Genomic DNA, 24,311 nt, shown 5'->3' on the forward strand with positions numbered 1-24,311 from the left:
TGGGATGAAGATACATGAAAAATACATAAATCGCTGCATTGAAATTGCCAAAAATGGATTAGGAACCACAGCTCCAAACCCAATGGTAGGCTCGGTAATTGTATATAAAAATCAAATAATCGGCGAAGGCTATACAAGTCCATTTGGTGGTCCACATGCCGAAGTAAATGCCATTCAATCGGTTACAGACAAGACGCTTTTAAAAGAGGCCACGATCTATGTTACATTAGAACCTTGCAGTCATTTCGGGAAAACACCACCTTGTAGCGATTTAATTATAAAACATCAGATTCCAAATGTTGTTATTGGAACGACCGACACCCATAGTAAAGTTGCTGGAAATGGCATTAAAAAGTTGATAGAAGCTGGATGTCATGTTACTGTAGGAGTTTTAGAAATTGCTTGCCTAGAACATCACAAACGTTTTTTTACATTTCACAATAAGAAACGTCCTTATATTATATTAAAATGGGCTGAAACAGCTGATGGTTTTATAGCGCCAAAAACACGTAACGAACAAAAACCGGTTTGGATTACTAATGAATTTTCGCGTCAATTAGTGCATAAATGGCGAACTGAAGAACAAGCTATTTTAATAGGAACGAATACAGCTATGGCAGATAATCCAAGCTTAACAGTTAGGGATTGGACTGGAAAAAATCCTATTCGGTTTGTAATTGATAAACAGCAGAAACTTTCCAATGATTTAGCCGTTTTTAATAACGAAGCTGAAACCATTCGAATTACGGAAAGCGATATCAATTTTAATAAACCACTTGCCATTCAAATTGGTGAATTTTTACATAAAAAGAACATTCAATCCATAATTATTGAAGGTGGTGCACAAACACTTCAAACCTTTATTGATGAAAACTTATGGGATGAAGCCCGTGTATTTACGGGGAAAACGACATTTACAGAAGGCACAAAAGCGCCTAGTTTTTCTGGTGAATTACTAGAAGAAACGTCTATCCAAGATGATACGTTACGGATTTACAAAAACACGTTATGATTAAAACACTTATTTTCGACTTTGGCGATGTATTCATCAATTTAGATAAAGTTGGCGCTTTGCAAAACGCTCTAAATCTATTTCAATTAAAAGAATTTTCGCCTAAAATGATTGCTTGCAACGAAGCTTATGAACAAGGCCATATATCTTCCGAAGCATTTATAGCTTTTTACAAAAATGAGTTTCCTAATTTAAGTGAACCGGAGATTTTAGATGCATGGAATTATATTTTAAGAGATTTTCCAATCCATAGATTAGTGTTTTTAAAACAACTAGCATCCGATAAAAAATACCAACTCATTTTATTGAGCAATACGAATGCGTTTCATATTAAATGGATTCAAGAGCGCGTTCTTTTTTATGACAACTTTAAATCTCAATTTGACCAATTTTATTTATCGCATGAAATCCAATTAAGAAAACCCAATCATTCTATTTATCAATTTGTATTAAACCAGAATAATTTAAATCCTGAAACGTGTTTGTTTATTGATGATACGGAAGAAAACATACTTGCAGCCTCGGAATTGGGTATTCACACCTGGCATATTAATCCCGAAACAGATGATATTGTTAATTTATTCAACGTTAAAAAAGACCTCTTTTGATTTATTTACTTTTAAGCATATTAGCGTCCACCATTATTTTTGTGCTCTTTAAACTATTTGATAAGCACCAAGTAAATACGCTACAAGCTATTGTTTTCAATTACATTACAGCATTTTGTATTGGTATTATTGCTTATGAAGAACCTATAAACATCAAATCCATTATTTCAACAGAATGGTTTTATGGTGCCCTTATTTTAGGTTTTTTATTCATTGCCATTTTTAATGTTATGGCTATTACATCACAACGTGTCGGTTTATCGGTTGCCAGTGTCGCCACAAAAATGAGCGTGATTATTCCCGTAGTTTTTGGTATTTATGTGTATAATGAAAGTGCAGGTTTATTTAAAATTGTTGGTATTGTTGCCGCTCTGATAGCTGTATACTTATCATCTATGAAATCGGGAACGCGTATTAAAAACAAAGCCTATTATATCTATCCTATTATTATATTTTTGGGTTCAGGAATTATAGATACATCCATTAAATATATTGAAACAACCTATTTGCCAGATAATGGTATTCCTATTTTTTCGGCAACCATTTTTGGTTTTGCAGCTATAATTGGAATAAGTACGTTACTCATTAAAAAACTACAAGGTAAATTTATATTTAACCCTAAAAGTTTAATAGGCGGATTTGCTTTAGGAATAGTCAACTATGCTTCTATTTATTACATTTTAAAAGCATTGGATCATGAAACGCTAGAAAGTTCTACCATTTTCACGGTTAATAATGTAGCAATTATTTTGCTCACCTCGCTTTTAGGTTTATTCTTATTTAAAGAAAAGCTTTCTACAAAAAATTGGATAGGTATTAGTTTAGCCGTAATTTCGATTTTGTTAGTAACAGCCTTGTAAATGACACAAAAAGACACGTATAAAACCATTTCAAAACCTTCCGAAGAAGTCTTATTTAAAGATAAAAACAGCAAGTTTTTTGGTTATGCTTTTCCAATAAAACATGAAGAGGAAGTTAAAGAACATATAGAGGTTTTAAAGAAGAAACATCATACCGCTGGACATTGGTGCTATGCCTACCAAACTGGTTTGAATGAAGCCCAAATATATTTTAGAGCCAATGATGATGGCGAACCTAATAATAGTGCAGGCATGCCTATTTACGGACAAATTCAATCGTATGATGTTACTAATGTGTTGATAGTTGTTGTTCGTTATTTTGGAGGTGTAAAATTAGGTGTTGGTGGTTTAATAAATGCTTACAAAACAACGGCCCAAATGGCTTTGGAAGCATCAAAAATTGTTAAGCGAACTATAAACAAGCAATTTCTTATTCGGTTTGATTATAAAAATATGAATAAAGTGATGCGTGTTATAAAAGAGAACAATTTGAAGATTGTTGACCAAACATTAGAACTCGATTGTCAGATTATTATTTCCGTCCGCCTAAAAGACAGCGCAAAGGTTTTAGAAAAATTTGAAGCTATTTATGAAGTGTCAATTAAGGAACGTGATTAAAACGATTCAATTTTCCTCAAAATATAGTCCGGACACTTCATGGCACGTTTACTATTCATATCAATAAACGCTAAAACGGTGTTTGCTGTTGCTAAAACATCACCAGCCGCATTTGTAATTTCATAGTCAAATTCTATCTTCACAGAAGGCAGTTTATTTAGCTGTGTTTTCACTTTAATCACCTCATCATAAAGGGCTGACTTCTTATAATTTAAGCTCATAGAAATTACAGGAAGCATCACACCACTTTTTTCCATTTCATTATAAGAGAGACCCATTTTACGAAGCCATTCCGTTCGACCCATTTCCAGATATAACGCATAATTCCCATGATGAACCACGCCCATTTGGTCGGTTTCACCATATCTCACTCTTATAGGTATTTCATCGAAAAAGAACATATTGTTTAAATATTTTTTTGTAGTTTAGGCAATGCAATAAGTATGCGAAAAAATATCTTAATATTCAATAGAGATTCATTTTTTTTTTAAGATTTTTGTTCACATATTTGCCAAGCTAAAGATCAATAAGGAAATTTCATTTTCCTGATAAACTACTAACGATTAAATTTTTAATTTTATAATGAGTGTAACTGCGCAATCGGTATGGGGAAATTGTCTGGAATTTATTAAGGATAATATACAACCGCAAGCATATAAAACATGGTTTGAGCCTATAGTCGCAGTAAAATTCACTGATAACGCACTAAGTATTCAGGTGCCAAGTAAATTCTTTTACGAATGGTTGGAAGAACATTACGTTAAAATTTTAAAAGTTGCTTTAACAAAACAGCTTGGAGAAAATGCCAAATTGGTTTACATTATTAAAATGGAAAACACGTATGGTAACAAACAACCTTTTACGGAACGTATTCCAAGTTCAAATCGTTCATCTGTAAAAGCTCAAGACGTTGATATTCCTTTAAATAATAAAAATCCAGAATTGCGAAACCCTTTTATAATTCCTGGTATTAGGAATGTAAAAATTGAATCGCAATTAAACCCTAATTATAGTTTTGAAAATTTTTTAGAAGGTGATTCTAACCGATTAGCACGAAGTGCAGGTTTAGCTGTAGCGGCAAAACCAGGTGGAACATCTTTTAACCCATTATTAATTTTTGGTGGTGTTGGTTTAGGAAAAACCCATTTAGCGCATGCTATTGGTGTGGACATTAAAGATAAATATCCTGAAAAAACGGTTTTATATATTTCAGCTGAAAAATTCACGCAACAATATATAGATGCTGTTAAGAAAAATAACCGAATTGATTTTATTCACTTTTATCAAATAATTGATATTTTAATTATTGATGATGTTCAGTTTTTATCTGGTAAATCAGGAACTCAAGATGTATTTTTTCATATTTTCAATCATTTACATCAAAACGGAAAACAAGTTATTTTAACGAGTGATAAAGCACCTGTTGATATGCAGGATATTGAACAACGCTTATTGTCTCGTTTTAAATGGGGACTTTCTGCTGAATTGCAAAGTCCAGATTTTGAAACGCGTGTTTCTATTTTAAAGAACAAATTGTATCGTGATGGTGTTGAAATGCCAGAAGAAATTATTGAATACGTTGCCAAACATATTAAAACAAACATTCGTGAATTAGAAGGTGCTATTATTTCATTAATTGCACAGTCTTCTTTCAATAAAAAAGAAATTACGGCGGATTTAGCGAAACAAGTGGTTGAAAAGTTTGTAAAAAACACCAAACGCGAAGTTTCTATAGATTATATCCAGAAAATTGTATCTGATTATTTCCAGATGGATGTAGATACCTTACAGTCTAAAACTAGAAAACGCCATATTGTTCAAGCACGTCAGTTAGCAATGTTTTTTGCGAAAAAATACACCAAAGCCTCATTGGCTAGTATTGGTTCACAAATTGGAAAACGTGATCATGCTACAGTATTACACGCTTGTAAAACGGTTGACAATTTATCATCTACCGACAAGCAGTTTAAAAAATATGTAGACGATTTAACTAAAAAATTGTCTGTTTAATCCTCTAAATTATACTTCCGATGTCTCGGGATCCAAACATTACTAAAATACTCATGGTTTGTTTAGGCAATATTTGCCGGTCACCTCTTGCTGAAGGCATTTTAAAATCAAAACTTCCAGACACTGAGTTTTTAGTAGATTCTGCCGGAACAGGAAATTACCATGTTGGTGATACGCCAGATCCGCGCTCTATTAAGATAGCTGAAAAATACGGATTGGATATTACAACACAACGTGGAAGACAGTTTAGTGTTGCCGATTTTGATAACTTCGATTACATTTATGTTATGGATAGTTCCAATTTTGAAAATGTGGTTAAGCTTGCCAGAAATGCAAATGACATTGCAAAAGTTAATTACATATTAAACGAAATTTATCCAAATCAAAATCACAGCGTTCCGGACCCTTATACTGGTGGCATTCAAGGCTTTGACAACACCTTCAAAATGCTGGATGAAGCGTGTTTAAATCTTTCCCAAAAACTACTTAAATAATTGTCTGTCACTATTTAATTTTTTAAAATATTAAGTCGGTTGGTTATTTTTTGTAATTTGTACTAATACAGAAATCTAAAACAAATGAAAAAGCTCCTAAACCTAGTCGTATTTTTAATAATTACAATTACAACCTATGCACAGCAAGTAGGTATCGATTTATATGCCGCTGGATTTAACAATCCTATTGGCATAAAACACGCCAATGACGATCGCTTATTCATTGTTGAAAAAGCAGGTGTTATTAAAATTATTGACGCCCAACAAAACGTCAACGCTACACCGTTTTTAGATATTAACAGTTTAGTAAGTAATAGTGGTGGTGAAAGTGGATTATTAGGATTAGCTTTTCATCCCAATTATACAACCAACGGATATTTCTTTGTTAACTACATTAATAATTCAGGTGACACCGTTATTTCCCGATTTACCACTAGCCCTGCAAATAGTAATACTGCAGACGCTAATTCTGAATTTCCTATATTATCAATAAATCAACCTTATAGCAACCACAATGGTGGTGATTTAGCTTTTGGCGAAGATGGTTTTTTATACATAGCCTCTGGTGATGGTGGTTCTGGTGGTGATCCTGAAAATCGATCGCAAGATTTAACGACACTTTTAGGAAAACTCTTACGTATTGATGTTGATAATACAAGTAACGAATTAAATTACGCTATTCCGGCGGACAACCCCTTCATTTCTGATTCCAATGCATTAAATGAAATTTGGGCTTACGGACTACGTAACCCTTGGCGTTTTTCGTTTGATAAAACCAATAACGATTTGTGGATTGCAGATGTTGGCCAAAATGAAATTGAAGAAATTAATAAAGTAAGCACCACAGAGAGCGGTATTAATTACGGATGGCGTTGTTATGAAGGAAATGATCCATACAACACAAGTGGCTGTGCTGATGCTTCCACCATGGTTTTTCCAGTTTCGCAATACACACATTCAAACAGTGGTGAATTTAAATGCTCCATTACAGGCGGATACAGCTATCAAGGTAGCCAATTCCCAGCTTTTGTAGACACTTACTTTTTTGCTGATTATTGTAGTGATGAAATCGGTACGCTCGTATTTCAAAATAATACGTGGACCATGGCTTTTACAGAACCATTTAACAATAAAGGTTGGACAACATTTGGCGAAGATATGGCAGGCGAATTGTACATTGCCGCTACCAGCACTGGTGAAATTTTTAAAATAATAGATACCAATTTAAGTGTTGACGAAAATAATTTAAAAACCATTAAAGTTTATCCTAATCCAGCAACAGACTCTGTATCCATTGATGCTTTTTCAGCTTCTAATACCCTTTCGGAGGTTGTAATTTATGATGTACATGGCAAACGCATAAAAACCATTTCAAATATTAACAAACAACACGTTAATATCTCTGTTTCATCTATTAGTAGTGGTTTATATTTTATTGAAATAAGCGACTCCAATCAAAACATATCCACGAAAAAACTGATTATAGACTAATGACCACCAAACTCGGAAAATTATTTCTAATACCTACAACCCTTGGCGATACAAACCCATTAGATGTTTTACCAATTACCGTTAAAAACACTATTGAAGCCATTGATATTTTTATTGTTGAAAATGAAAAAACAGCGAGACGCTTTATAAAAAGTATAGCTCCAGAAAAAAATCAGCCGTCTTTACAATTGTTTTCACTTAATAAGTTTACAGAATTTACGGAGCTTCCAGAGTTTTTAAATCCGTGTTTGGAAGGCAAAAACGTTGGGTTATTGTCTGAAGCAGGCTGTCCTGCTGTTGCAGATCCTGGTGCAGACGTTGTAAAAATTGCGCATCAAAGGAACATTCAGGTTGTACCTTTAGTTGGTCCATCTTCTATTATAATGGCAGTTATGGGTTCTGGAATGAATGGCCAGAGTTTTGCTTTTAATGGCTATTTACCTATTGACAAACAAGAGCGAAAAGCAGAATTACAACGATTGGAACGTTTATCTTTTCAACAAAATCAATCGCAGTTATTTATTGAAACGCCTTATAGAAATAATGCCATGTTAGAAGATATTTGCAAGGTACTCCATCCAGATACTGATGTTTGCATTGCCTGCGATATTACCTTACCAACCGAATTTATTAAAACACAATCTGCACAAGCATGGAAAAAAAATAGTGCAGACCTACATAAAAGACCTGCACTATTTATAATTCATAAAAGTTAAGGCGTATTAAGCTGTTAACTTCACTTTTGCTTTTCTATTTGGTTTTACTTTAGAGGTATCATATCCAGAAAACTTTTTAATATAATATTGGATAGACGTTCCGTAAGCATCGGTAAAACCTTGTTCACCATAGCTTCTTAAGTACTTTTTCACATTTCCAGGACCCGCTAAATGTGCAGCCGCTAAAATTCCTGATTCGGTAATAAGAACACCATTAATGGTTTGTCCATTAAAACGCTTGATATCCTTTCGTAAAATCCACTTGTTACGTTCTGCATTGGCCAAAAATGCCTTTTCTTGCATTTCTGGGTTTTTCAAGAAGTGAACTGGATTATGGATTCCAATCATTTTTAATGTTTCCTTACCAAATTGGTACTTACCTAGATAACCAAACGTATTTACTATAAAATAATCACCTCTAGATTCTTTAAAGCCTAAAGCCTCTTTGAATCCTACGAATGATTTTCCTAAAGTTGGTGAAAACGGTTTGTACGTTTTTTCTAACGGTAAGATATGATCAAATGATATTTCAGAAGTTTCAACAGTATTAAATGCTAAATCATTAACTGAATAATCATTTTCTGTTATGGTCTTGTTCGATGTAAACGAACCTACAATTAAGACACATATTATAAGTACTAGTACTAGATAATTTAAGATACTTTTTCTCATAATTTTTGAATTTTTTTAACTCATTTCTTTAAGGGAATGGGTTGTAAAATTTCAGCGTGCAAATATACAACTTTTTTTTAATATCTGACAATTAATCGATTAAGTGTTTCTAAAAGTAGATTCCGTGAAAGCGAATACCATTTTCTTCGTTGAACTCCATAGCTGGAAATGGTATTTTTATAGTGTTGAAAATATCAAAAACGGTCTTTAATACGTGAGAATTTGTTTTAATTCTAGTCAAGTCAACATCCAAACTTAAATAAAATTGCCGAACCCGATTTTGGTTTTGGAACATGCCATTTACAGTTTCATTGCTTCCGGTTAACATGCCATCAGCACCATAACCAAATGCTACATTTATCCAAGTTGGAATTTTACTTTGCTGGAAGAAGGAATGAATATTGAAACTTAACCAATAGGTCTGACCATTATAATCTTTTAAAAACTCTTCAGCCAAACCATCTCCTAGTTTGTCGGGTCGTTGAGATGCGTATTGCGTTCTATGGAAGGAGTATTTCATGGTAATGCGTTGTTCATCCCACAGCAATTCTTGGCCTATAAACAATCCGGTTCCTGCTGCATTGGCTGCCATATCTCCCCAAGAAAATCCCCATTCGTCTGAAAAACCATCTAAAACTTCAACAGCTGTTAAGAAAGTAAAACCTAACGTACCACCATAAATGAGCTGATCTTTTTTACTAACACCACTCCAATTTAAAATATGAGCTCCTACTCTACCTAATTGATAAGCCGAATACACATGACCCAACTTATCCATTTGTAACCATTCGCTATTATCGTCAAGTGTATGAAAATTAGAACGCGGATAATCCGCATACCACAACTGGTTTAAAGCTAATAAAGAAATAGTTCCAAGCGCAGCTTCTGATATAATAACCGCATTTCGTCTCGGCTTGTTTAAAGTATCACTTGGTTTTAAAAAAGCATTGATAGCGGATTGAGAAACACATGTCAAAGACATAAGTCCAAAAGCGATATGTAATAATATGTGTTTCAAGCTTTATTGATAAATACCTTGTTTAGAAAGATAACTATGATATTCACGGGCATTTGCATTATGCTGACTTAAGGTTTTAGCAAATTTATGATATCCTAATCGCTTGGCATCTGCAGCAAAATATAAATAACTATGTTTTTCGTAATTCAAAACAGCATCAATAGCAGAAATATCTGGCATGGTAACCAATCCTGGAGGTAATCCTGCATACATATACGTATTGTACGGTGAATTGATTTCTTTATGTTTATTCAATACACGCTTAATAATGGTGTTTTGATATTCTGGCAATTGGTATGCCGCATATTTCAAGGTTGGATCAGCTTGTAATGGCATTTTAATTCGCAACCTATTAATATAAACACCTGCAACACGTGGTTGTTCTTCAGCTTGTTTGGATTCTTCATATACAATGGATGCCAAAGTCATTACATCATTTTGAGTTAAATTTAATGCTTTGGCTTTTGCTAATCTACTATCTGTCCAATATCGATTGTATTCCGTTAACATGCGATCGCGAAATTGTTCCGCTGACGTATTCCAAAAGAATTGATAACTGTTAGGTAAATACATCCCTAGCGCCGTTGCATTGGAAAATTTATTAGCTTTTAAAAACTCGGGGTCGCGCATGGCAGTAACTAAAGACACGCTATCTGCTTCAATTTGCATACTGATGCGTCCTGCCAAATCTTCCAATGATTGCTGATTATTAAACGCCAAATTAAAGGGCAAGTTTTTACTGCGAATGGAATTTATAATATCATTATTGTTCATGCCTTTTTTAATAGCATAACGACCTGCCTTAAGATTCGTTGTGTATTTTTTCTGCTTGGCAAGTGCATCAAAAGAACTAATATCCTTTAAAAGCGGCTGTAATTGTTCACGTACTTCTGAATATGGTGCGTTAGTAGAAACATAAATATAAGCTTCATCATTATTAAAAGCCGTATTTGGTGAAAACATGGTGCTATACACAAAATAAGCAAAGTAAGCAGCTACTAATAATCCGATAAGAGCAACAGCCCAAAGTATTTTTTTGATATACATTTAATTTAAAATTCGTTGTAATAAATATTCGTTTTTATAGGAATCATTTACATAATTCCAATCTTTTTTTAATCCTATTTTTATAAATCCATTGCTTTCAAACAGATTTAAACTCATAATATTGTCTTCTGAAATATTACAAAATAACTGATGTAAGTCTAAATGCGTTTTAGCATACGACATCAATAATTTTAAAGCTTCATTTCCATAACCTTGTTGCCTATCGGATGTGCTATAAATAAGAATACCAATACCAGCACGTTTATTTTTGAAATCGCAATCAAATAAATCTATCAACCCAATGGATTCATGATTTTCATTCGCGATTACTAAACGTAGCTGTTTCACTTCATAAATATCCTTATGAGCATTTTCAAGATATTGTTTTATTAAATATCGTGAATAAGGTGTTTGTGTACTGCTTAACTCCCAAATGGATTCGTCATTCTCAATGGTATAAATGAAATCCAAATCTTCTGGTTCCAATGCGCGCAAATACATATGTTTCCCTTGTAATGTTAACATTCTATTTCACCTTTAAAAACTTGCGTTGCTGGACCAATAAGCCAAATATTCTGATACTTAAAATCGTTTTTCTCAAAAGAAACCTGTAGTTCACCACCTTCCGTTTCTAATGAAATAAGGTTCTTTTTCGTTTCACCAATAGCATGCATGGCCAATGCAACAGCGGTTACACCAGTACCACAGGATAAGGTTTCATCTTCAACACCACGTTCGTATGTTCGAACAGAAAAATTAGTCTCTGAATTTTTTACAACAAAATTTACATTCGTTCCTAATTCATTGTAAGGCTCCCCATATCTAATTTTTGAACCTGTCTTTTTTATATCGATATTTTTTAAATCAGTAGTCAGCTGCACATGGTGTGGCGACCCTGTATTTAAAAACACATGGGTATCAAATATATTTATTTGAGGAACATCTTGCATTTGAAGTTTTACCAAATCAGCTTCCATTACGCCATCATGTTTACCATCAATCGCCATAAATTGTGTGACCTTTTTAATAATACCCAATAAATTAGCAAAGGCTACAATACAACGTCCACCATTTCCACACATAGAGCTTTCGTTTCCATCGGAATTGTAATACACCATTTTAAAATCCAGTGTATCGTGATTCTCCAACAAAATTAAACCATCAGCTCCTATGCCAAAACGTCTGTCGCATAGCTTTTTAATGGCTTTGGTATTGTTTTTGTCAAACATAAGGTGACGATTGTCAATCATGACGAAATCGTTACCTGTTCCTTGATATTTATAAAATGTATAAATCATAAGCAGGGCAAATATATGAATTAAAGGTGGTTTTTTTCTATGTTAATTAGGCGTTAAAGTGTACGTTAAAAAAAGTTAAACTTGATAAAGCCATTCAATAATAAATTAATTTTAATCGTTATTCATTTAATTAAAACAATCATAGATTATGAAAAAGATTTTAACGCTCGTATTTGTTTCCGTATTAGGTGGTGCCATAACTTTATCTGCTTATAAATTATTTTTAGAGCCAGAAGTTTTAACAACTACAACGGAATCACAACAAGAATTAACAAACTACCTACCAACAAGTTACAATAAGACTAATTTACGCAATGCAGAAGATGTTCCCAATTTTGTGAATGCGGCAGAAGAAACCGTGCATGCGGTTGTTCACGTAAAAAACACAGCCATTGTTTCGGCACCTACAACCATGCAAGATTACTTTTATGGTAGACGTTCACAAAAAGCACAAGTAGGAACTGGAAGTGGAGTAATTATTAATAAAAACGGTTACATCATTACCAATAACCACGTTATTGCTGGCGCAAAAGAACTATCCATAACCACCAACGACAATAAGATTTATCAAGCTACTTTAATAGGAACTGATCCAAAAACGGATATCGCTTTATTAAAAATTGAAGCTGATGAAGATTTACCATTCATCACGTTTGGCGATTCAGATATGGCTAAAATTGGCGAATGGGTTTTAGCTGTTGGTAATCCATTTAATTTAACATCAACGGTTACGGCTGGAATTATTTCGGCAAAATCACGTGATTTATCTGGACAAAATTACCAATCGTTTATTCAAACTGATGCGGCTGTAAACCCTGGGAACTCTGGAGGCGCTTTGGTTAATGGTAATGGGGAGTTAATTGGTATAAATACGGCCATCAGCTCACAAACGGGTTCCTATATTGGCTATTCCTTTGCCGTTCCTAGTAATATTGCGCGTAAAGTGGTAGAAGATATAATGGAATTCGGGATTGTTCAGAATGGTATTTTAGGCGTTAGTGGAATTAGTTTAAATGGAAAAGCATCGGAAGAATTGGAAGTTAATTTAACCGAAGGATTTTATGTAGGAGCTGTTGAATCGCAGTCAGGAGCCGAACAAGCCGGAATTAAAAAAGGCGATATCATTACTAAAATTGATAATGTTAGGATTTCAAAATTTGCCGATTTAACAGGTTATTTAAACACAAAACGTCCTGATGATGTGGTAGATGTGTTGGTTTTGAGAGACAATTCCGAAAAAGTTATTCCAGTCACATTATCGAAATTTGAGATTCTAACAACGGAATTTTTAGATATTCAAGTGAAAAACATTTCAAAAGACATTAAAGAGCAATATCAAATTGATCATGGTGTGTTGGTAACCAAAAGCGATAATTACTGGCTGTATCAAAAAATCGGCTTGAATAAAGGGTATATTATTACGGATATAAATGATATTCAAATTAATAGTATTGATGATATTTCTAACTTAAAAGAGAAATATGGAAATGCTTTTGATAAGAATATTGAAAAAATAAGCATTATAAATACACGTGGCCAAAAGCACAGTTTTATTTTTAGGTAACAGGCTGCAAACCAAAAAAATCCCTTTAACGTTTCTATATGTTTAAGGGATTTTTTATGCGAAATACACAGCGAAAACGGTTGAAATGTACTATTTTTGCACGCAGATTCAAGAGCCTAAAAAACAGCTTGGATAGATAACATTTAACAACACACTAAAATTATTACACAATGAGTTTTAACGAGACTTATGAAAGCGAATTAGCATTTCAAGCCGATAGACGAAGAGCTACGGTAGAATTTATTAAAATTATTAGCGATCTATGGTATGACAAATCTATCGAGCTGGTCCTGTTTAGAAATCAATTAATTGACCGTAACGTCAGTGAAATTCTAAATTTACACGAATATGCAGGCGAGTTTGTTCAAAAACCAATTTCTATTTTCGATTCTGTTGAAATAGCACAAGCTATCAAAACGTTGGATTTACCACCTGCCAAATTAGATATTGGTAAACTAACATATGAATATCATTTAGAAGAGAAGAAATTTAGTAATGCTTTAGCTTTTGTAGCTGATAGATTACAAGGCGCAAAAACGGAACATCCTATCCAACCAAAAGACGTTGTGCTTTATGGTTTTGGACGTATTGGTCGTTTAGTAGCACGTGAATTAATGACAAAAACAGGCAAAGGTAGTCAGTTGCGTTTACGAGCTATTGTAACACGTGGAAAAATAGATAAAACAGTTTTAGAAAAAAGAGCTTCTTTACTGCGCAATGATTCGGTTCATGGTGATTTTTCGGGAACTGTTGTTGCCGATCTTGAAAACAGTGCATTAATTATTAATGGTACAACGGTTTACATCATTTCAGCCAATGCGCCAGAAGATATTGATTACACAAAATACGGTATCAATAATGCATTAGTTATAGATAACACTGGTGCTTTTAGAGATCATGAAGCATTAAGCAGACATTTAAAATCTAAAGGAGCGGACAAAGTCTTACTTACAGCACCAGGTAAAGGTGTCCCTAATATAGTGCATGGTGTAAATCATGAAGAACACAATCCAGATACGGTAGATATATTTTCTGCAGCATCTTGTACAACAAATGCTATTACGCCAATTTTAAAGGCTATTGAAGATACATTTGGTGTAAAAAGTGGCCACTTGGAAACTATTCACGCCTATACAAACGATCAGAATTTAGTAGATAACTTCCATAGCAAATACCGTCGTGGACGTGCTGCTGCTTTAAACATGGTTATTACAGAAACTGGTGCAGGAAGTGCGGTTTCAAAAGCATTACCAAGTTTAGAAGGGAAGTTAACATCTAACGCTATTCGTGTTCCTGTTCCTAATGGTTCTTTAGCTATATTGAATTTGGATTTAGAAAAAGCGACTTCAATAGATGCTATTAATGCCACTTTAAAGAAATATGCTTTAGAAGGTAATTTAGTGGAACAAATAAAGTATGAATTAAGTGATGAGCTAGTTTCTAGTGATATTGTTGGTAGTTCAGCACCTGCAATTTACGATAGTAAAGCAACCATCGTTCGTCCAGATGGTAAAAATGCGGTATTATATATATGGTATGATAATGAATATGGTTATAGCCATCAAGTTATTCGATTAGCAAAATATATTGCAAAAGTAAGACGCTTTACGTACTACTAATCTTTTAAATTATATAGAATAAAAATCTCGCTTAAATTAAGCGAGATTTTTTTTTAAAAAAATTATGCCTGTTCGACATCTAAATTATAAAGTCATTCGTATATAATTTGGCCTCCAAACGTGAGGCTTTTTGAGTATTGTGTTTTATACTAAACATATTTTCTTATTTTAGCAACTACATTTCTTTACAACTACAAAATGAACAGTCTTAAAAAAATTATATTACTATTATTCATAGCAAGTTACGCGTCATTAAGCGCACAAGATGCTACAGAAGCTGATGACCAATTATCTTTAGAAAACGGCACCATAGACAACCAATTTGAATATGTAATTCAACGTTCTAACAATTATCAAGACTATAAAGTAGTTAAAAAGAACTGGCTATATACTTTAAAAGCACATACGCTAGATTCTTTAAAATCTATTCATTCAGAATTAGCAACGGCTGAAGGCACTATTTCTAATCAAAATAGTGAAATAGCAAGCTTAAAAAGTAGTCTGAAAAATACAGAAGACACATTAAATAAAACGACAAGCGAAAAAAACAATATGGAATTGTTTGGTTTACAAATGACCAAACCAAACTATAATATTCTCATGTGGTCTATAGTTGCGTTATTGCTAGCGTTATTACTCCTGTTTATTTACAAGTTTAAAAACAGCAATACAATAACACGAGAAGCACAAAAAAATCTTTCAGAAACGGAAGATGAATTTGACGAACACAGACGCACAGCTTTAGAACGTGAGCAGAAAGTGAGACGCCAACTTCAAGACGAACTCAATAAACAAAAAGGAATTAATTAGTAATTTCTTTTTCAATTCAATAAATAAAATCTACAACTTGCGTTTGTAGATTTTTTTTTGCTTTTAAGATTTAGCTTATTTATCAATCTATAAAAATTCAGATTCCCAAAACATTTCAAGTATATTTGCAGTTCAAAACTGCCATCATGCGTATCGATATTATTACCGTTTTACCAGAATTATTAAAAAGTCCGTTTGAAGCTTCTATTTTAAAACGTGCTATTGATGCGAACTTGGTAGAAGTACATTTTCACAATTTACGTGATTATACAACCGACAATTATAAAACCATAGACGACTACCAATTTGGTGGTGGTGCAGGCATGGTTATGATGATTGAACCGATTGATAAATGTATTACACAGTTACAATCTGAACGCAATTATGACGAGGTTATTTATATGACACCTGATGGTGAAACGTTAAATCAAGGTATTGCCAATCAAATTTCATTAAAGGAAAACATTATTATTCTGTGCGGACATTATAAAGGAGTGGATCAACGCGTTCGCGATCATTTTATAACACGCGAAATCTCCATAGGCGATTATGTGCTTTCAGGAGGGGAATTGGGTGCTGCTGTATTATGTGATGCCATTATTCGTTTAATCCCTGGAGTTTTAGGAAATGAGACATCTGCGCTTACTGATTCGTTTCAGGATAATCTATTAGCACCACCAATTTACACCAGACCTCGTGAATACAAAGGTTGGAAAGTACCTGAATTATTGTTTAGCGGGAACTTTCCAAAAATTGAAAAATGGCGCGAAGAGCAAGCTTACGAGCGCACTAAAACCCTCAGGCCTGATTTATTGGATGAAAAATAAAGGCCTAATTTCCACCTTTTAAAAAGTGAAATTATTAATTGCAAGTTATTTATAAATAGTTATCTTTGCAGCCAATTTCGAGTTAACCTCTGGCGATAATCGTGGATGTTGTTTCGGATTAATTAAGAAAAAAATAAAAGATATGGAATCTTTAATCAAATTTGTACAACAAGAGTTTGTACCTAAAAAAGATTTTCCAGAGTTTAGTGCTGGAGACACAATTACAGTTTATTACGAAATTAGAGAAGGCGAAAAAGTACGTACACAGTTCTTTAGAGGTGTTGTTATTCAAAGAAGAGGAGCAGGTTCTTCTGAAACATTTACTATTAGAAAAATGTCAGGAACTATTGGTGTAGAACGTATTTTTCCAATCAATATGCCAGCTTTACAGAAAGTTGAAGTTAACAAACGTGGTCAAGTACGTCGTGCACGTATCTACTACTTTAGAGGCTTAACTGGTAAGAAAGCTAGAATCAAAGAAAGTATGAAACGTTAATACTTTGTTGATAACGTTGGAAAGCCCTGTTTTTACAGGGCTTTTTTTATTAACAAAAGTTAATAACTCCGGTTTATAAGTTGTTGATATCTAATATCTTAAATATTTTTAAAAACAACAATTCTGCCTTATATTAGTACAAGAATTATAAGACAACCTAATTGGTTTTGTTCTAAAAAAGCAAATTTATTTTTAATTCACTAAAGATACGTTCTTTAAATCTTATTGTTTTTTGAGGTTTTGCGGTAAACACGTTTTCGTGTGTAACTAAAAAATCATGATACTTTTTAAGATGCTAAATGTGTTTGCAGTTAGTAGTAATAAAAGTTGAAAGTTTTCAAATATCTATTAGAAACGAAAGTGAGAATTAGATTATGAAACAATGTTTTGAGTGTTTGTAGTTCATGTATATGAATCTCAATAAAGACAAAACATCAAGAAAAACAGTAAACCGAGACATTTTGCAACAGGTCAATACATTTTGAAAGTTGCGTTTAGAAATGTTTCACTTTTGAAATAGTAACCCTTGAATTGAAACATGTAGATAGTTTTCTACATCCTGTAATTGTAAGATTACATAGATCATGTTCAGCTATTTCAAAGAAAGCCATGTCAAACCAGACGTTCGTCTGATATGATATGGCTTTTGTTTTTTAATAAACCGTTTTTTTGAGTAGTTTTGGACAGAAAAAAATAAATCACCATGTCCCTTCCCTACATCTGCGATAAAACCTTTAAAAAACAAACGTACACCCACGAGCCTCTTGCTAAGGCTGAGTATGATAATTGCCAATTTATAGACTGTGATTTTTCAGATGCATTTCTATCTTATATATCATTTACAGAATGTGAGTTTATTAACTGTAATTTAAGTTCTGCTAAAGTTAAAGATGCCACTTTTAAAGATGTAATATTTACCGATTGCAAAATACTTGGTGTTTTCTTTAATACTTGCAATCCCTTTTTACTATCTTTTTCATTTAAAAACTGCTTATTAAACCTATCCGCATTTAATAATCTGAAATTAAAAAACACCCAATTCCATTCGTGCTCATTAAAGCAAACAGAATTTTCTGATGCAGACCTCTCCTATGCCAGTTTTTTAGACTGCAATTTGGATCAGGCTGTTTTCTACAAATCAAACCTATCTCATGCCGATTTTTCAACATCTCAAAATATTACAATGAATCCGGAATATAATAATTTAAAATCAGCCAAATTTTCGAAAGAAAATGTACTAGGCCTACTAAAACCTTATCAACTTATTATAGAATAATTCGCTATATAATTAAGCTCTTTTCCAACCACAATTACGTTTTTTATGATTTTTTTAAGACTACTAAATTAAACTTAAAGATAGTTTTGCTATCTAACAACTACAACTAACCAGTTTCAGATGCGAAATATCATACTTTCAATTTTAGGAGTCCTACTAATATTGGGTTCTTTTTTTATTGCTAAATCTTTAATAGACAGCAAAACAAAACCGAAACCGGTTATAGAAAAGATTGTAAAAACGGTTTATACAGATACCGTTAAAAATACCACTATTCCTATCTTAATTCCCGCAAATGGCAGTTTAGTGGCCAAACAACGTGTGGAATTATATGCCGAAGTTCAAGGAATTTTTAAGTCTGGGAATAAACTATTTAAACCAGGCCAATACTATAAAAAAGGTGAAACGCTTATAAGGGTTGATGCTTCTGAATACTACGCTAGTGTACAATCGGCAAAAAGCAATCTTTACAATACTATTGCGGCTATAATGCCTGACCTACGATTAGATTTCCCTAACATGTTTCAGAAATGGCAAACGTATTTAAGTAGTTTCGATTTAAATAAAACCACCCCAAAACTTCCTGAAATGACATCAGACAAGGAAAATTATTTCATTACAGGTCGTGGTATCGTTTCCAATTATTACAATGTTAAAAATTTAGAACAACGCTTAGCAAAGTATAATATTTCAGCGCCTTTTAATGGTATTCTAACGGAAGCTTTAATTACTGAAGGCGCCCTAATTAGAAGCGGACAAAAACTAGGTGAATATATTGATCCTACCGTTTATGAAATGGAAATAGCTTTGAGTAAATCCTACGCAGGCCTTTTAAAAGTAAATGAAGATGTTGAATTACAAAATATAGAGCATACAGAGCGTTATAATGGAAAGATCTCCAGAATTAATGGAAGTATTGATGCCGCAACACAAACCATTACGGCTTATATTGAAGTTGAAAATGAACGCCTTAAAGAAGGTATGTATTTGGAAGCAAGTTTGAATGCTAAAAAAGAAGGAAATGCTATCGAAATCAACAGAAACTTAATGTTAGATGGGAATCAGATTTTTATTGTAAAAGATAATACCCTTGATATACTAGATGTTAAACCTGTTTTCTATTCTGAAACAACCGTTGTTTTAAAAAATGTTCCAGATGGTACAATTATTTTGAATAAACCAGTTCCAGGAGCCTATTCAGGAATGCTTGTAAAGCCATTTACTGAAAATAAAACTTCAAAGGATAACCAATAAATTATGAGAAAAATAATTACGTATTTTATTCGGTATCATGTAGCTGTTAATGTCTTCATTATAGCTTTTTTTGCGTTTGGTATATTAGGAATTATGTCTTTAAAATCGTCATTCTTCCCCCTTGTCGAATCTAAAATAATCAATATAAACATTATCTATCCTGGCGCTTCGCCTCAAGAAATAGAGGAAGGTATTGTGCTGCAAATTGAAGATAATCTTAAAGGATTAAAAGGCATAGATCGCGTTACTTCCACCTCTAGAGAAAATAGCGGAACTATTACTGTTGAAATTGAAAAGGGTGAAAATATTGACTTCATGTTATTAGAAGTTAAAAACGCCGTAGATCGTGTACCTTCTTTTCCAACCGGAATGGAACCATTGGTAGTGTCTAAACAAGAAGCCATTCGTGAAACCATATCTTTTGCGTTAAGTGGTAATAATGTACCGCTAGTAACCTTAAAACAAATAGGGAGGCAGGTTGAGAATGATCTACGAGCCATTGATGGTATTTCTCAAGTAACTGTTACGGGTTATCCTGAAGAAGAAATAGAAATTGCAGTCAATGAAAACAACCTTCTAGCATATAATCTAACATTTTCCGATGTTGCAAAAGCAGTATCTTCATCTAATATTTTAATTACGGGAGGAAATATTAAAACGGATGCCGAAGAGTATCTTATACGTGCTAACAACCGCTCCTATTATGGTGACGAGCTTTCAAATATTGTTGTAAAGGCAACGCAAGATGGCAAAACTGTGCGCTTAAAGGACGTGGCAATTATTAGAGATCGTTTTTCGGAAACACCAAATGCTACTTTTTTTAATAAAAATTTATCGGTAAATATTTCTGTAACCAGTACAAATAATGAAGATCTCATGTCTTCAGCCGAAAAAGTTAAGGTATATATAGATGAGTACAACCAAAAACATGAAAATGTCCGTTTAGATATAGTAAGAGATTTATCTATTACATTAAATCAACGTACAAAGCTTTTATCTGAAAACGCCATGATTGGTATGTTTTTAGTTTTAATTTTTCTGTCCTTATTTTTAAATACAAGATTAGCTTTTTGGGTAGCATTTGGACTTCCTCTTTCATTTTTAGGAATGTTCATTTTTGCCGGACAGTTTGATGTTACCATAAACGTGCTGTCTCTTTTTGGAATGATTATCGTTATTGGTATTTTAGTAGATGATGCTATCGTAATTGCTGAAAACATTTATCAGCATTATGAAAAAGGGAAAACGCCAATCCAAGCAGCAATTGATGGTACTATGGAAGTTATACCTCCCGTTGTATCGGCAATTATAACCACAATATTAGCCTTTTCATTATTTCTGTTTTTAGATAGTAGAATTGGTGAATTTTTCAGCGAAGTTGCAGTTGTAGTTATTTTAACATTGGTTGTTTCTTTGGTAGAAGCGTTAATTATTTTACCGGCGCATTTAGCTCATTCTAAAGCGTTAACAAAAGAAAAGCCTCAAGAAAATCCCTCGAAAATAAAACGATTCTTTGCCAAAATGCGTGGTATAAATGCTTTTGGTGATCGTATCATGAGGTATTTAAGAGATAAAGTCTATTCGCCTGCGTTAATCTTTGTTTTAAAATTTAAAATGTTGTCTTTAGGGATTTTTATTGCACTTTTAGTTTTAACATTTGGCGCCATAGGTGGTGGCGTTATAGGTGTTACTATTTTCCCATCCATAGCAAGTGATCGAATCTCTATTGAATTAGATATGCCCAACGGAACCAACGTAAAAATAACCGATTCTATTATTTCTATGATAGAAGAAAAGTCGTTTATAGTAAACAAAGAGTTCACTGAAAAGTATTTAAAAGATTCCGATAAAGAGCTTTTTGAAAATACCATACTAACATTAAATAGTAGCTCCAGCGCGCAATTAGTTATAAATATGTTACCTGGAGAAGAAAGGCCTGACGAAATCAACTCCTCCATGGTAGCAAACAGGCTACGCGAGTTAGTAGGTCCCGTTATTGGTACCGAACGATTAATTTATGGTTCCGGTGGAAATTTTGGTGGTAGTCCCGTTTCCGTAGCTTTATTAGGAAATAACATTGGGGAACTGAAAGCCGCTAAAGTTGAATTAAAAAATATTTTAGAAGAGAATCCTTTACTAAAAGATATTGAAGACAATGATCCTGCTGGTATTAAAGAAATCAGACTTGAGCTAAAAGAAACCGCCTATTTAATTGGTTTAGACCTTAGTACGGTAATGGCGCAAATTCGTGCAGGATTTTTTGGTTCTCAAGTCCAACGTTTTCAAAGAGGACAAGATGAGATTAGAGTTTGGGTTCGATATGACCGTCCTAACAGAGAATCTATTAACGATTTGGAGGATATGCGTATTGTAACGCCAACAGGCAGTCGTATAGCGTTAAAAGACATTGCAACCTATACTATTGTCCGTGGAGATGTTGCAATCAATCATTTAGATGGCAAACGAGAAATTAGAGTTTCTGCAGATTTAAAAGACCCTAGTACCAGTGTTACTGATATTCTTGATGAAATAAAAAAAACGACCATCCCAGAGTTGCAATCTAAGTATCCAACAATTTCTGCTGCCTTTGAAGGACAAAATCGGGAAGCCCAAAAGTTATCTTCTTCTATTTCAAGTGCAGGAACTATTATTTTACTACTTATTTATATAACCATTGCCTTTACTTTCAGAAGCTACAGTCAACCATTATTATTATTGCTATTAGTTCCATTTAGTTTAACGGCAGTAGCTTGGGGACATTGGTTGCTAGGCTTTCCAGTAAACGTTTTATCCTTATTAGGTATAATTGCTCTAATTGGAATTATGGTGAATGACGGGTTGGTTCTTATAGGTAAATTCAATACGAATTTAAAAAACGGCATGTCGTTTGATTTAGCCCTATCCGATGCAGGAAAGTCAAGGTTTAGAGCTATTTTCTTAACCTCAATAACTACGATAGCTGGTTTAGCACCTTTGTTATTAGAAAAAAGTAGACAAGCGCAATTTTTAAAACCTATGGCAATTTCAATTTCATTCGGTATAGCATATGCTACCATATTAACCTTATTAGTGTTACCATTATTTCTGTCTTTTAGTAATAGTATCAAGAAAAATGCTAAATGGTTATATTCTAATAAAGCCGTAACAAAAGAAGAAGTTGAACGCGCTATTAAAGAGCAAAAAGAAGAAAATGAACACTAAAAACATAATAATATACAGTCTTTTATTATTGTCATTACCTTTGTTTTCTCAAAGGGTTCTAAACCCAGAGGAGGCCTTTTCTATGGCTTTAGACTATAATTATGGTATAAAAATTACTAATAATTCATTGGAAATTGCAGAAAATAATACCAGTATTTTAAATTCTGGATACTTACCAACAGTAACGGGTAATGCTGGCGCCACTTATAACCTAGATAATACGGAAGCGCAATTTGCTAATGGTGAATCTACTGTTTTAAATGGTGCTGAAAGTTCTCGTTATAATGCTTCAGTAAATTTAAATTATGTTGTTTTTGATGGTATGGGAAGACAGTATAATTATAAACGTCTTAAAGAAGAATATTTTTTATCGCAACTAGAGGCAAGAGAAACTATTGAAAACGTCATCATTCAATTATTTACCATTTACTACAATCTAGCTAAAACTTCAGAAAACACATTAGCTTTAGAACAAACTTTAAATATTTCAAAGGACAGGTTATTGAGAGCGGAATATCAATTTGATTATGGTCAAAACACGAAATTAGGTGTTTTAAATGCGCAAGTGGATATCAATAATGACAGTATCAATCTTATTAATATTAGACAACAGCTAAAAAACACAAAACGTGATTTAAATGTGGTAATCGGCAATCAAATTGCTGAAGACTTTAATGTTAAAACAGACCTTAAATTTTTGTTAGATTTAGATAAGAATGAATTATTATCTAAAACAAAAGCGAATAATGTGGCGCTGTTGCAAGCAGATAAAAATATTTCCATCGGCGAAATAAACATTAAAGCTCGAAAATCGCAGTATTTACCTACAGTTGGATTAATTGGCACGTATGGCTGGAATAAAAACAATAACAATGCGGCTTCTTTTGCAACAACCACATTAAATACAGGTCTTTCAGGCGGTATTAATTTAGCATGGGATTTATTTGATGGTGGAAGTACTATAACTCAAGTAAAAAACACAAAAATTAATTTAGATAATCAAAAACTTCAAAAAGAGCAACTGATCATCAACATTGAGCGCGATTTTTATAATGCCTGGGAAGATTATCAAAACAAACTAGTTATTTTTAATGTCCAAGAAGATAATATAATTACTTCTGAAAATAATTTTAACCGAACTCAAGAAAAATTTAAATTGGGTCAAGCGACTTCCATTGAATTTAGGCAAGCACAACTAAACCTTCGAAATGCTGAATTGAGCAGAAATCAAGCAAAATATGATGCCAAACTTGCCGAATTAACAGTATTACAAATAAGCGGAGACTTATTGAATGTTGAATTTTGAATAACTTCCAATAAAAATAGCTACTAGATCAATACTGGCAATGCATTATTGATGAAAATCAATAATGCTAAACGGCATAAAACTCCTATAAGATTTTGTATATTTGCGCTGTTA

The 24,311-nt window shown here is 33.2% G+C and carries 23 protein-coding genes; 17 read left to right on the forward strand and 6 right to left on the reverse strand.

Annotation, left to right across the window (positions count from 1 at the left end; all coding sequences use genetic code 11):
• Nucleotides 1–4 precede the first annotated feature (4 nt).
• Genes ribD through ES675_RS11875 form a run of 4 tightly spaced genes read left to right on the forward strand, consistent with a single transcriptional unit; the run spans nt 5 to nt 3,098 of the window.
• Nucleotides 5–1,012: a bifunctional diaminohydroxyphosphoribosylaminopyrimidine deaminase/5-amino-6-(5-phosphoribosylamino)uracil reductase RibD gene (gene ribD, locus ES675_RS11860; protein WP_066251371.1), complete on the forward strand. Its 1,008-nt coding sequence runs from the start codon at nt 5–7 to the stop codon at nt 1,010–1,012.
• The gene (locus ES675_RS11865; RefSeq protein ID WP_066251368.1) at nt 1,009–1,620 is read left to right on the forward strand and encodes an HAD family hydrolase; all 612 of its coding nucleotides are present in this window, start codon (nt 1,009–1,011) and stop codon (nt 1,618–1,620) included. The genes ribD and ES675_RS11865 overlap by 4 nt, the downstream gene beginning before the upstream one ends.
• Complete coding sequence (locus ES675_RS11870; protein WP_066251365.1) at nt 1,617–2,480, forward strand: EamA family transporter; 864 nt, start codon at nt 1,617–1,619, stop codon at nt 2,478–2,480. The genes ES675_RS11865 and ES675_RS11870 overlap by 4 nt, the downstream gene beginning before the upstream one ends.
• Nucleotides 2,481–3,098, forward strand: coding sequence for an IMPACT family protein (locus tag ES675_RS11875; protein ID WP_066251362.1), 618 nt, complete (start codon nt 2,481–2,483; stop codon nt 3,096–3,098). It begins immediately after the preceding gene.
• On the opposite strand, the gene ES675_RS11880 is transcribed toward ES675_RS11875, so the two are convergent.
• The gene (locus ES675_RS11880; RefSeq protein ID WP_066251359.1) at nt 3,095–3,499 is read right to left on the reverse strand and encodes an acyl-CoA thioesterase; all 405 of its coding nucleotides are present in this window, start codon (nt 3,497–3,499) and stop codon (nt 3,095–3,097) included. The genes ES675_RS11875 and ES675_RS11880 overlap by 4 nt on opposite strands.
• A 181-nt stretch (nt 3,500–3,680) precedes the next feature.
• Here ES675_RS11880 and dnaA point away from each other — a divergent pair, with 181 nt between their 5' ends.
• The 4 genes from dnaA (at nt 3,681) to ES675_RS11900 (ending at nt 7,809) form a co-directional block, all read left to right on the forward strand.
• Nucleotides 3,681–5,108 carry a chromosomal replication initiator protein DnaA gene (dnaA, locus tag ES675_RS11885; RefSeq protein ID WP_066251354.1) on the forward strand — a complete coding sequence of 476 codons (1,428 nt, stop codon included), beginning with the start codon at nt 3,681–3,683 and terminating at the stop codon, nt 5,106–5,108.
• Between the two features lie 53 nt (nt 5,109–5,161).
• Entirely contained in the window at nt 5,162–5,602 is a 441-nt protein-coding gene (locus ES675_RS11890) for a low molecular weight protein-tyrosine-phosphatase (RefSeq protein WP_082985910.1), read from the forward strand.
• An 84-nt stretch (nt 5,603–5,686) separates the two neighbouring features.
• Nucleotides 5,687–7,093, forward strand: coding sequence for a PQQ-dependent sugar dehydrogenase (locus ES675_RS11895; RefSeq protein WP_066251347.1), 1,407 nt, complete (start codon nt 5,687–5,689; stop codon nt 7,091–7,093).
• Nucleotides 7,093–7,809 (forward strand): SAM-dependent methyltransferase, encoded by a 717-nt coding sequence (locus ES675_RS11900; RefSeq protein WP_066251344.1) that lies wholly within the window; start codon nt 7,093–7,095, stop codon nt 7,807–7,809. The genes ES675_RS11895 and ES675_RS11900 overlap by 1 nt, the downstream gene beginning before the upstream one ends.
• Nucleotides 7,810–7,815: 6 nt before the next feature.
• Here the strand turns inward: ES675_RS11900 and ES675_RS11905 are convergent, their stop codons facing one another.
• From ES675_RS11905 to dapF, 5 genes are all read right to left on the reverse strand, one after another.
• Nucleotides 7,816–8,481: a peptidoglycan-binding protein LysM gene (locus ES675_RS11905; protein ID WP_066251341.1), complete on the reverse strand. Its 666-nt coding sequence runs from the start codon at nt 8,479–8,481 to the stop codon at nt 7,816–7,818.
• A 109-nt stretch (nt 8,482–8,590) separates the two neighbouring features.
• Entirely contained in the window at nt 8,591–9,499 is a 909-nt protein-coding gene (locus tag ES675_RS11910) for a DUF2279 domain-containing protein (RefSeq protein ID WP_394349085.1), read from the reverse strand.
• Nucleotides 9,500–9,502: 3 nt separating this feature from the next.
• Nucleotides 9,503–10,546: an endolytic transglycosylase MltG gene (gene mltG, locus ES675_RS11915; protein WP_066251331.1), complete on the reverse strand. Its 1,044-nt coding sequence runs from the start codon at nt 10,544–10,546 to the stop codon at nt 9,503–9,505.
• Complete coding sequence (locus tag ES675_RS11920) at nt 10,547–11,071, reverse strand: GNAT family N-acetyltransferase (protein ID WP_066251328.1); 525 nt, start codon at nt 11,069–11,071, stop codon at nt 10,547–10,549.
• Nucleotides 11,065–11,844 carry a diaminopimelate epimerase gene (gene dapF, locus ES675_RS11925; protein WP_066251325.1) on the reverse strand — a complete coding sequence of 260 codons (780 nt, stop codon included), beginning with the start codon at nt 11,842–11,844 and terminating at the stop codon, nt 11,065–11,067. The genes ES675_RS11920 and dapF overlap by 7 nt, the downstream gene beginning before the upstream one ends.
• Before the next feature lie 148 nt (nt 11,845–11,992).
• Between dapF and ES675_RS11930 the strand changes: the two genes are divergently transcribed.
• The 9 genes from ES675_RS11930 (at nt 11,993) to ES675_RS11970 (ending at nt 24,197) form a co-directional block, all read left to right on the forward strand.
• Entirely contained in the window at nt 11,993–13,408 is a 1,416-nt protein-coding gene (locus ES675_RS11930) for a trypsin-like peptidase domain-containing protein (protein WP_066251322.1), read from the forward strand.
• 170 nt (nt 13,409–13,578) lie between these two features.
• Nucleotides 13,579–15,027, forward strand: coding sequence for a glyceraldehyde-3-phosphate dehydrogenase (locus ES675_RS11935; RefSeq protein WP_066251320.1), 1,449 nt, complete (start codon nt 13,579–13,581; stop codon nt 15,025–15,027).
• 198 nt (nt 15,028–15,225) lie between these two features.
• Nucleotides 15,226–15,837 carry a tRNA (guanine-N1)-methyltransferase gene (locus tag ES675_RS11940; protein WP_066251315.1) on the forward strand — a complete coding sequence of 204 codons (612 nt, stop codon included), beginning with the start codon at nt 15,226–15,228 and terminating at the stop codon, nt 15,835–15,837.
• Nucleotides 15,838–15,983: 146 nt separating this feature from the next.
• Nucleotides 15,984–16,664: a tRNA (guanosine(37)-N1)-methyltransferase TrmD gene (trmD, locus tag ES675_RS11945; RefSeq protein ID WP_066251311.1), complete on the forward strand. Its 681-nt coding sequence runs from the start codon at nt 15,984–15,986 to the stop codon at nt 16,662–16,664.
• 142 nt (nt 16,665–16,806) lie between these two features.
• Nucleotides 16,807–17,160 (forward strand): 50S ribosomal protein L19, encoded by a 354-nt coding sequence (rplS, locus tag ES675_RS11950; protein ID WP_066251305.1) that lies wholly within the window; start codon nt 16,807–16,809, stop codon nt 17,158–17,160.
• 703 nt (nt 17,161–17,863) lie between these two features.
• Nucleotides 17,864–18,436, forward strand: coding sequence for a pentapeptide repeat-containing protein (locus ES675_RS11955; protein ID WP_066251302.1), 573 nt, complete (start codon nt 17,864–17,866; stop codon nt 18,434–18,436).
• Nucleotides 18,437–18,556: 120 nt separating this feature from the next.
• A complete protein-coding gene (locus tag ES675_RS11960) occupies nt 18,557–19,690 on the forward strand; it encodes an efflux RND transporter periplasmic adaptor subunit (RefSeq protein WP_066251294.1) in 1,134 nt (377 codons plus the stop codon).
• Nucleotides 19,691–19,693: 3 nt separating this feature from the next.
• Entirely contained in the window at nt 19,694–22,891 is a 3,198-nt protein-coding gene (locus ES675_RS11965; protein WP_066251289.1) for an efflux RND transporter permease subunit, read from the forward strand.
• The gene (locus ES675_RS11970; protein ID WP_066251283.1) at nt 22,881–24,197 is read left to right on the forward strand and encodes a TolC family protein; all 1,317 of its coding nucleotides are present in this window, start codon (nt 22,881–22,883) and stop codon (nt 24,195–24,197) included. The genes ES675_RS11965 and ES675_RS11970 overlap by 11 nt, the downstream gene beginning before the upstream one ends.
• The last annotated feature ends 114 nt before the right edge of the window (nt 24,198–24,311 follow it).

Origin of the sequence: Algorimicrobium algoritergicola (assembly GCF_008086165.1) — a bacterium.
GTDB lineage: Bacteria > Bacteroidota > Bacteroidia > Flavobacteriales > Flavobacteriaceae > Algorimicrobium > Algorimicrobium algoritergicola.

What these genes read in the sequence shown, in the direction of transcription:
- ES675_RS11930 (WP_066251322.1), top strand. Translation starts at nt 11,993, where the DNA reads ATGAAAAAGATTTTAACGCTCGTATTTGTTTCCGTATTAGGTGGTGCC.
- mltG (WP_066251331.1), bottom strand. Translation starts at nt 10,546, where the DNA reads ATGTATATCAAAAAAATACTTTGGGCTGTTGCTCTTATCGGATTATTA.
- ribD (WP_066251371.1), top strand. Translation starts at nt 5, where the DNA reads ATGAAGATACATGAAAAATACATAAATCGCTGCATTGAAATTGCCAAA.
- ES675_RS11905 (WP_066251341.1), bottom strand. Translation starts at nt 8,481, where the DNA reads ATGAGAAAAAGTATCTTAAATTATCTAGTACTAGTACTTATAATATGT.
- ES675_RS11970 (WP_066251283.1), top strand. Translation starts at nt 22,881, where the DNA reads ATGAACACTAAAAACATAATAATATACAGTCTTTTATTATTGTCATTA.
- ES675_RS11965 (WP_066251289.1), top strand. Translation starts at nt 19,694, where the DNA reads ATGAGAAAAATAATTACGTATTTTATTCGGTATCATGTAGCTGTTAAT.
- ES675_RS11875 (WP_066251362.1), top strand. Translation starts at nt 2,481, where the DNA reads ATGACACAAAAAGACACGTATAAAACCATTTCAAAACCTTCCGAAGAA.
- ES675_RS11920 (WP_066251328.1), bottom strand. Translation starts at nt 11,071, where the DNA reads ATGTTAACATTACAAGGGAAACATATGTATTTGCGCGCATTGGAACCA.
- rplS (WP_066251305.1), top strand. Translation starts at nt 16,807, where the DNA reads ATGGAATCTTTAATCAAATTTGTACAACAAGAGTTTGTACCTAAAAAA.
- ES675_RS11880 (WP_066251359.1), bottom strand. Translation starts at nt 3,499, where the DNA reads ATGTTCTTTTTCGATGAAATACCTATAAGAGTGAGATATGGTGAAACC.
- dnaA (WP_066251354.1), top strand. Translation starts at nt 3,681, where the DNA reads ATGAGTGTAACTGCGCAATCGGTATGGGGAAATTGTCTGGAATTTATT.
- ES675_RS11935 (WP_066251320.1), top strand. Translation starts at nt 13,579, where the DNA reads ATGAGTTTTAACGAGACTTATGAAAGCGAATTAGCATTTCAAGCCGAT.
- ES675_RS11895 (WP_066251347.1), top strand. Translation starts at nt 5,687, where the DNA reads ATGAAAAAGCTCCTAAACCTAGTCGTATTTTTAATAATTACAATTACA.
- ES675_RS11940 (WP_066251315.1), top strand. Translation starts at nt 15,226, where the DNA reads ATGAACAGTCTTAAAAAAATTATATTACTATTATTCATAGCAAGTTAC.
- ES675_RS11955 (WP_066251302.1), top strand. Translation starts at nt 17,864, where the DNA reads ATGTCCCTTCCCTACATCTGCGATAAAACCTTTAAAAAACAAACGTAC.
- ES675_RS11900 (WP_066251344.1), top strand. Translation starts at nt 7,093, where the DNA reads ATGACCACCAAACTCGGAAAATTATTTCTAATACCTACAACCCTTGGC.
- ES675_RS11865 (WP_066251368.1), top strand. Translation starts at nt 1,009, where the DNA reads ATGATTAAAACACTTATTTTCGACTTTGGCGATGTATTCATCAATTTA.
- ES675_RS11960 (WP_066251294.1), top strand. Translation starts at nt 18,557, where the DNA reads ATGCGAAATATCATACTTTCAATTTTAGGAGTCCTACTAATATTGGGT.
- dapF (WP_066251325.1), bottom strand. Translation starts at nt 11,844, where the DNA reads ATGATTTATACATTTTATAAATATCAAGGAACAGGTAACGATTTCGTC.
- ES675_RS11890 (WP_082985910.1), top strand. Translation starts at nt 5,162, where the DNA reads ATGGTTTGTTTAGGCAATATTTGCCGGTCACCTCTTGCTGAAGGCATT.
- trmD (WP_066251311.1), top strand. Translation starts at nt 15,984, where the DNA reads ATGCGTATCGATATTATTACCGTTTTACCAGAATTATTAAAAAGTCCG.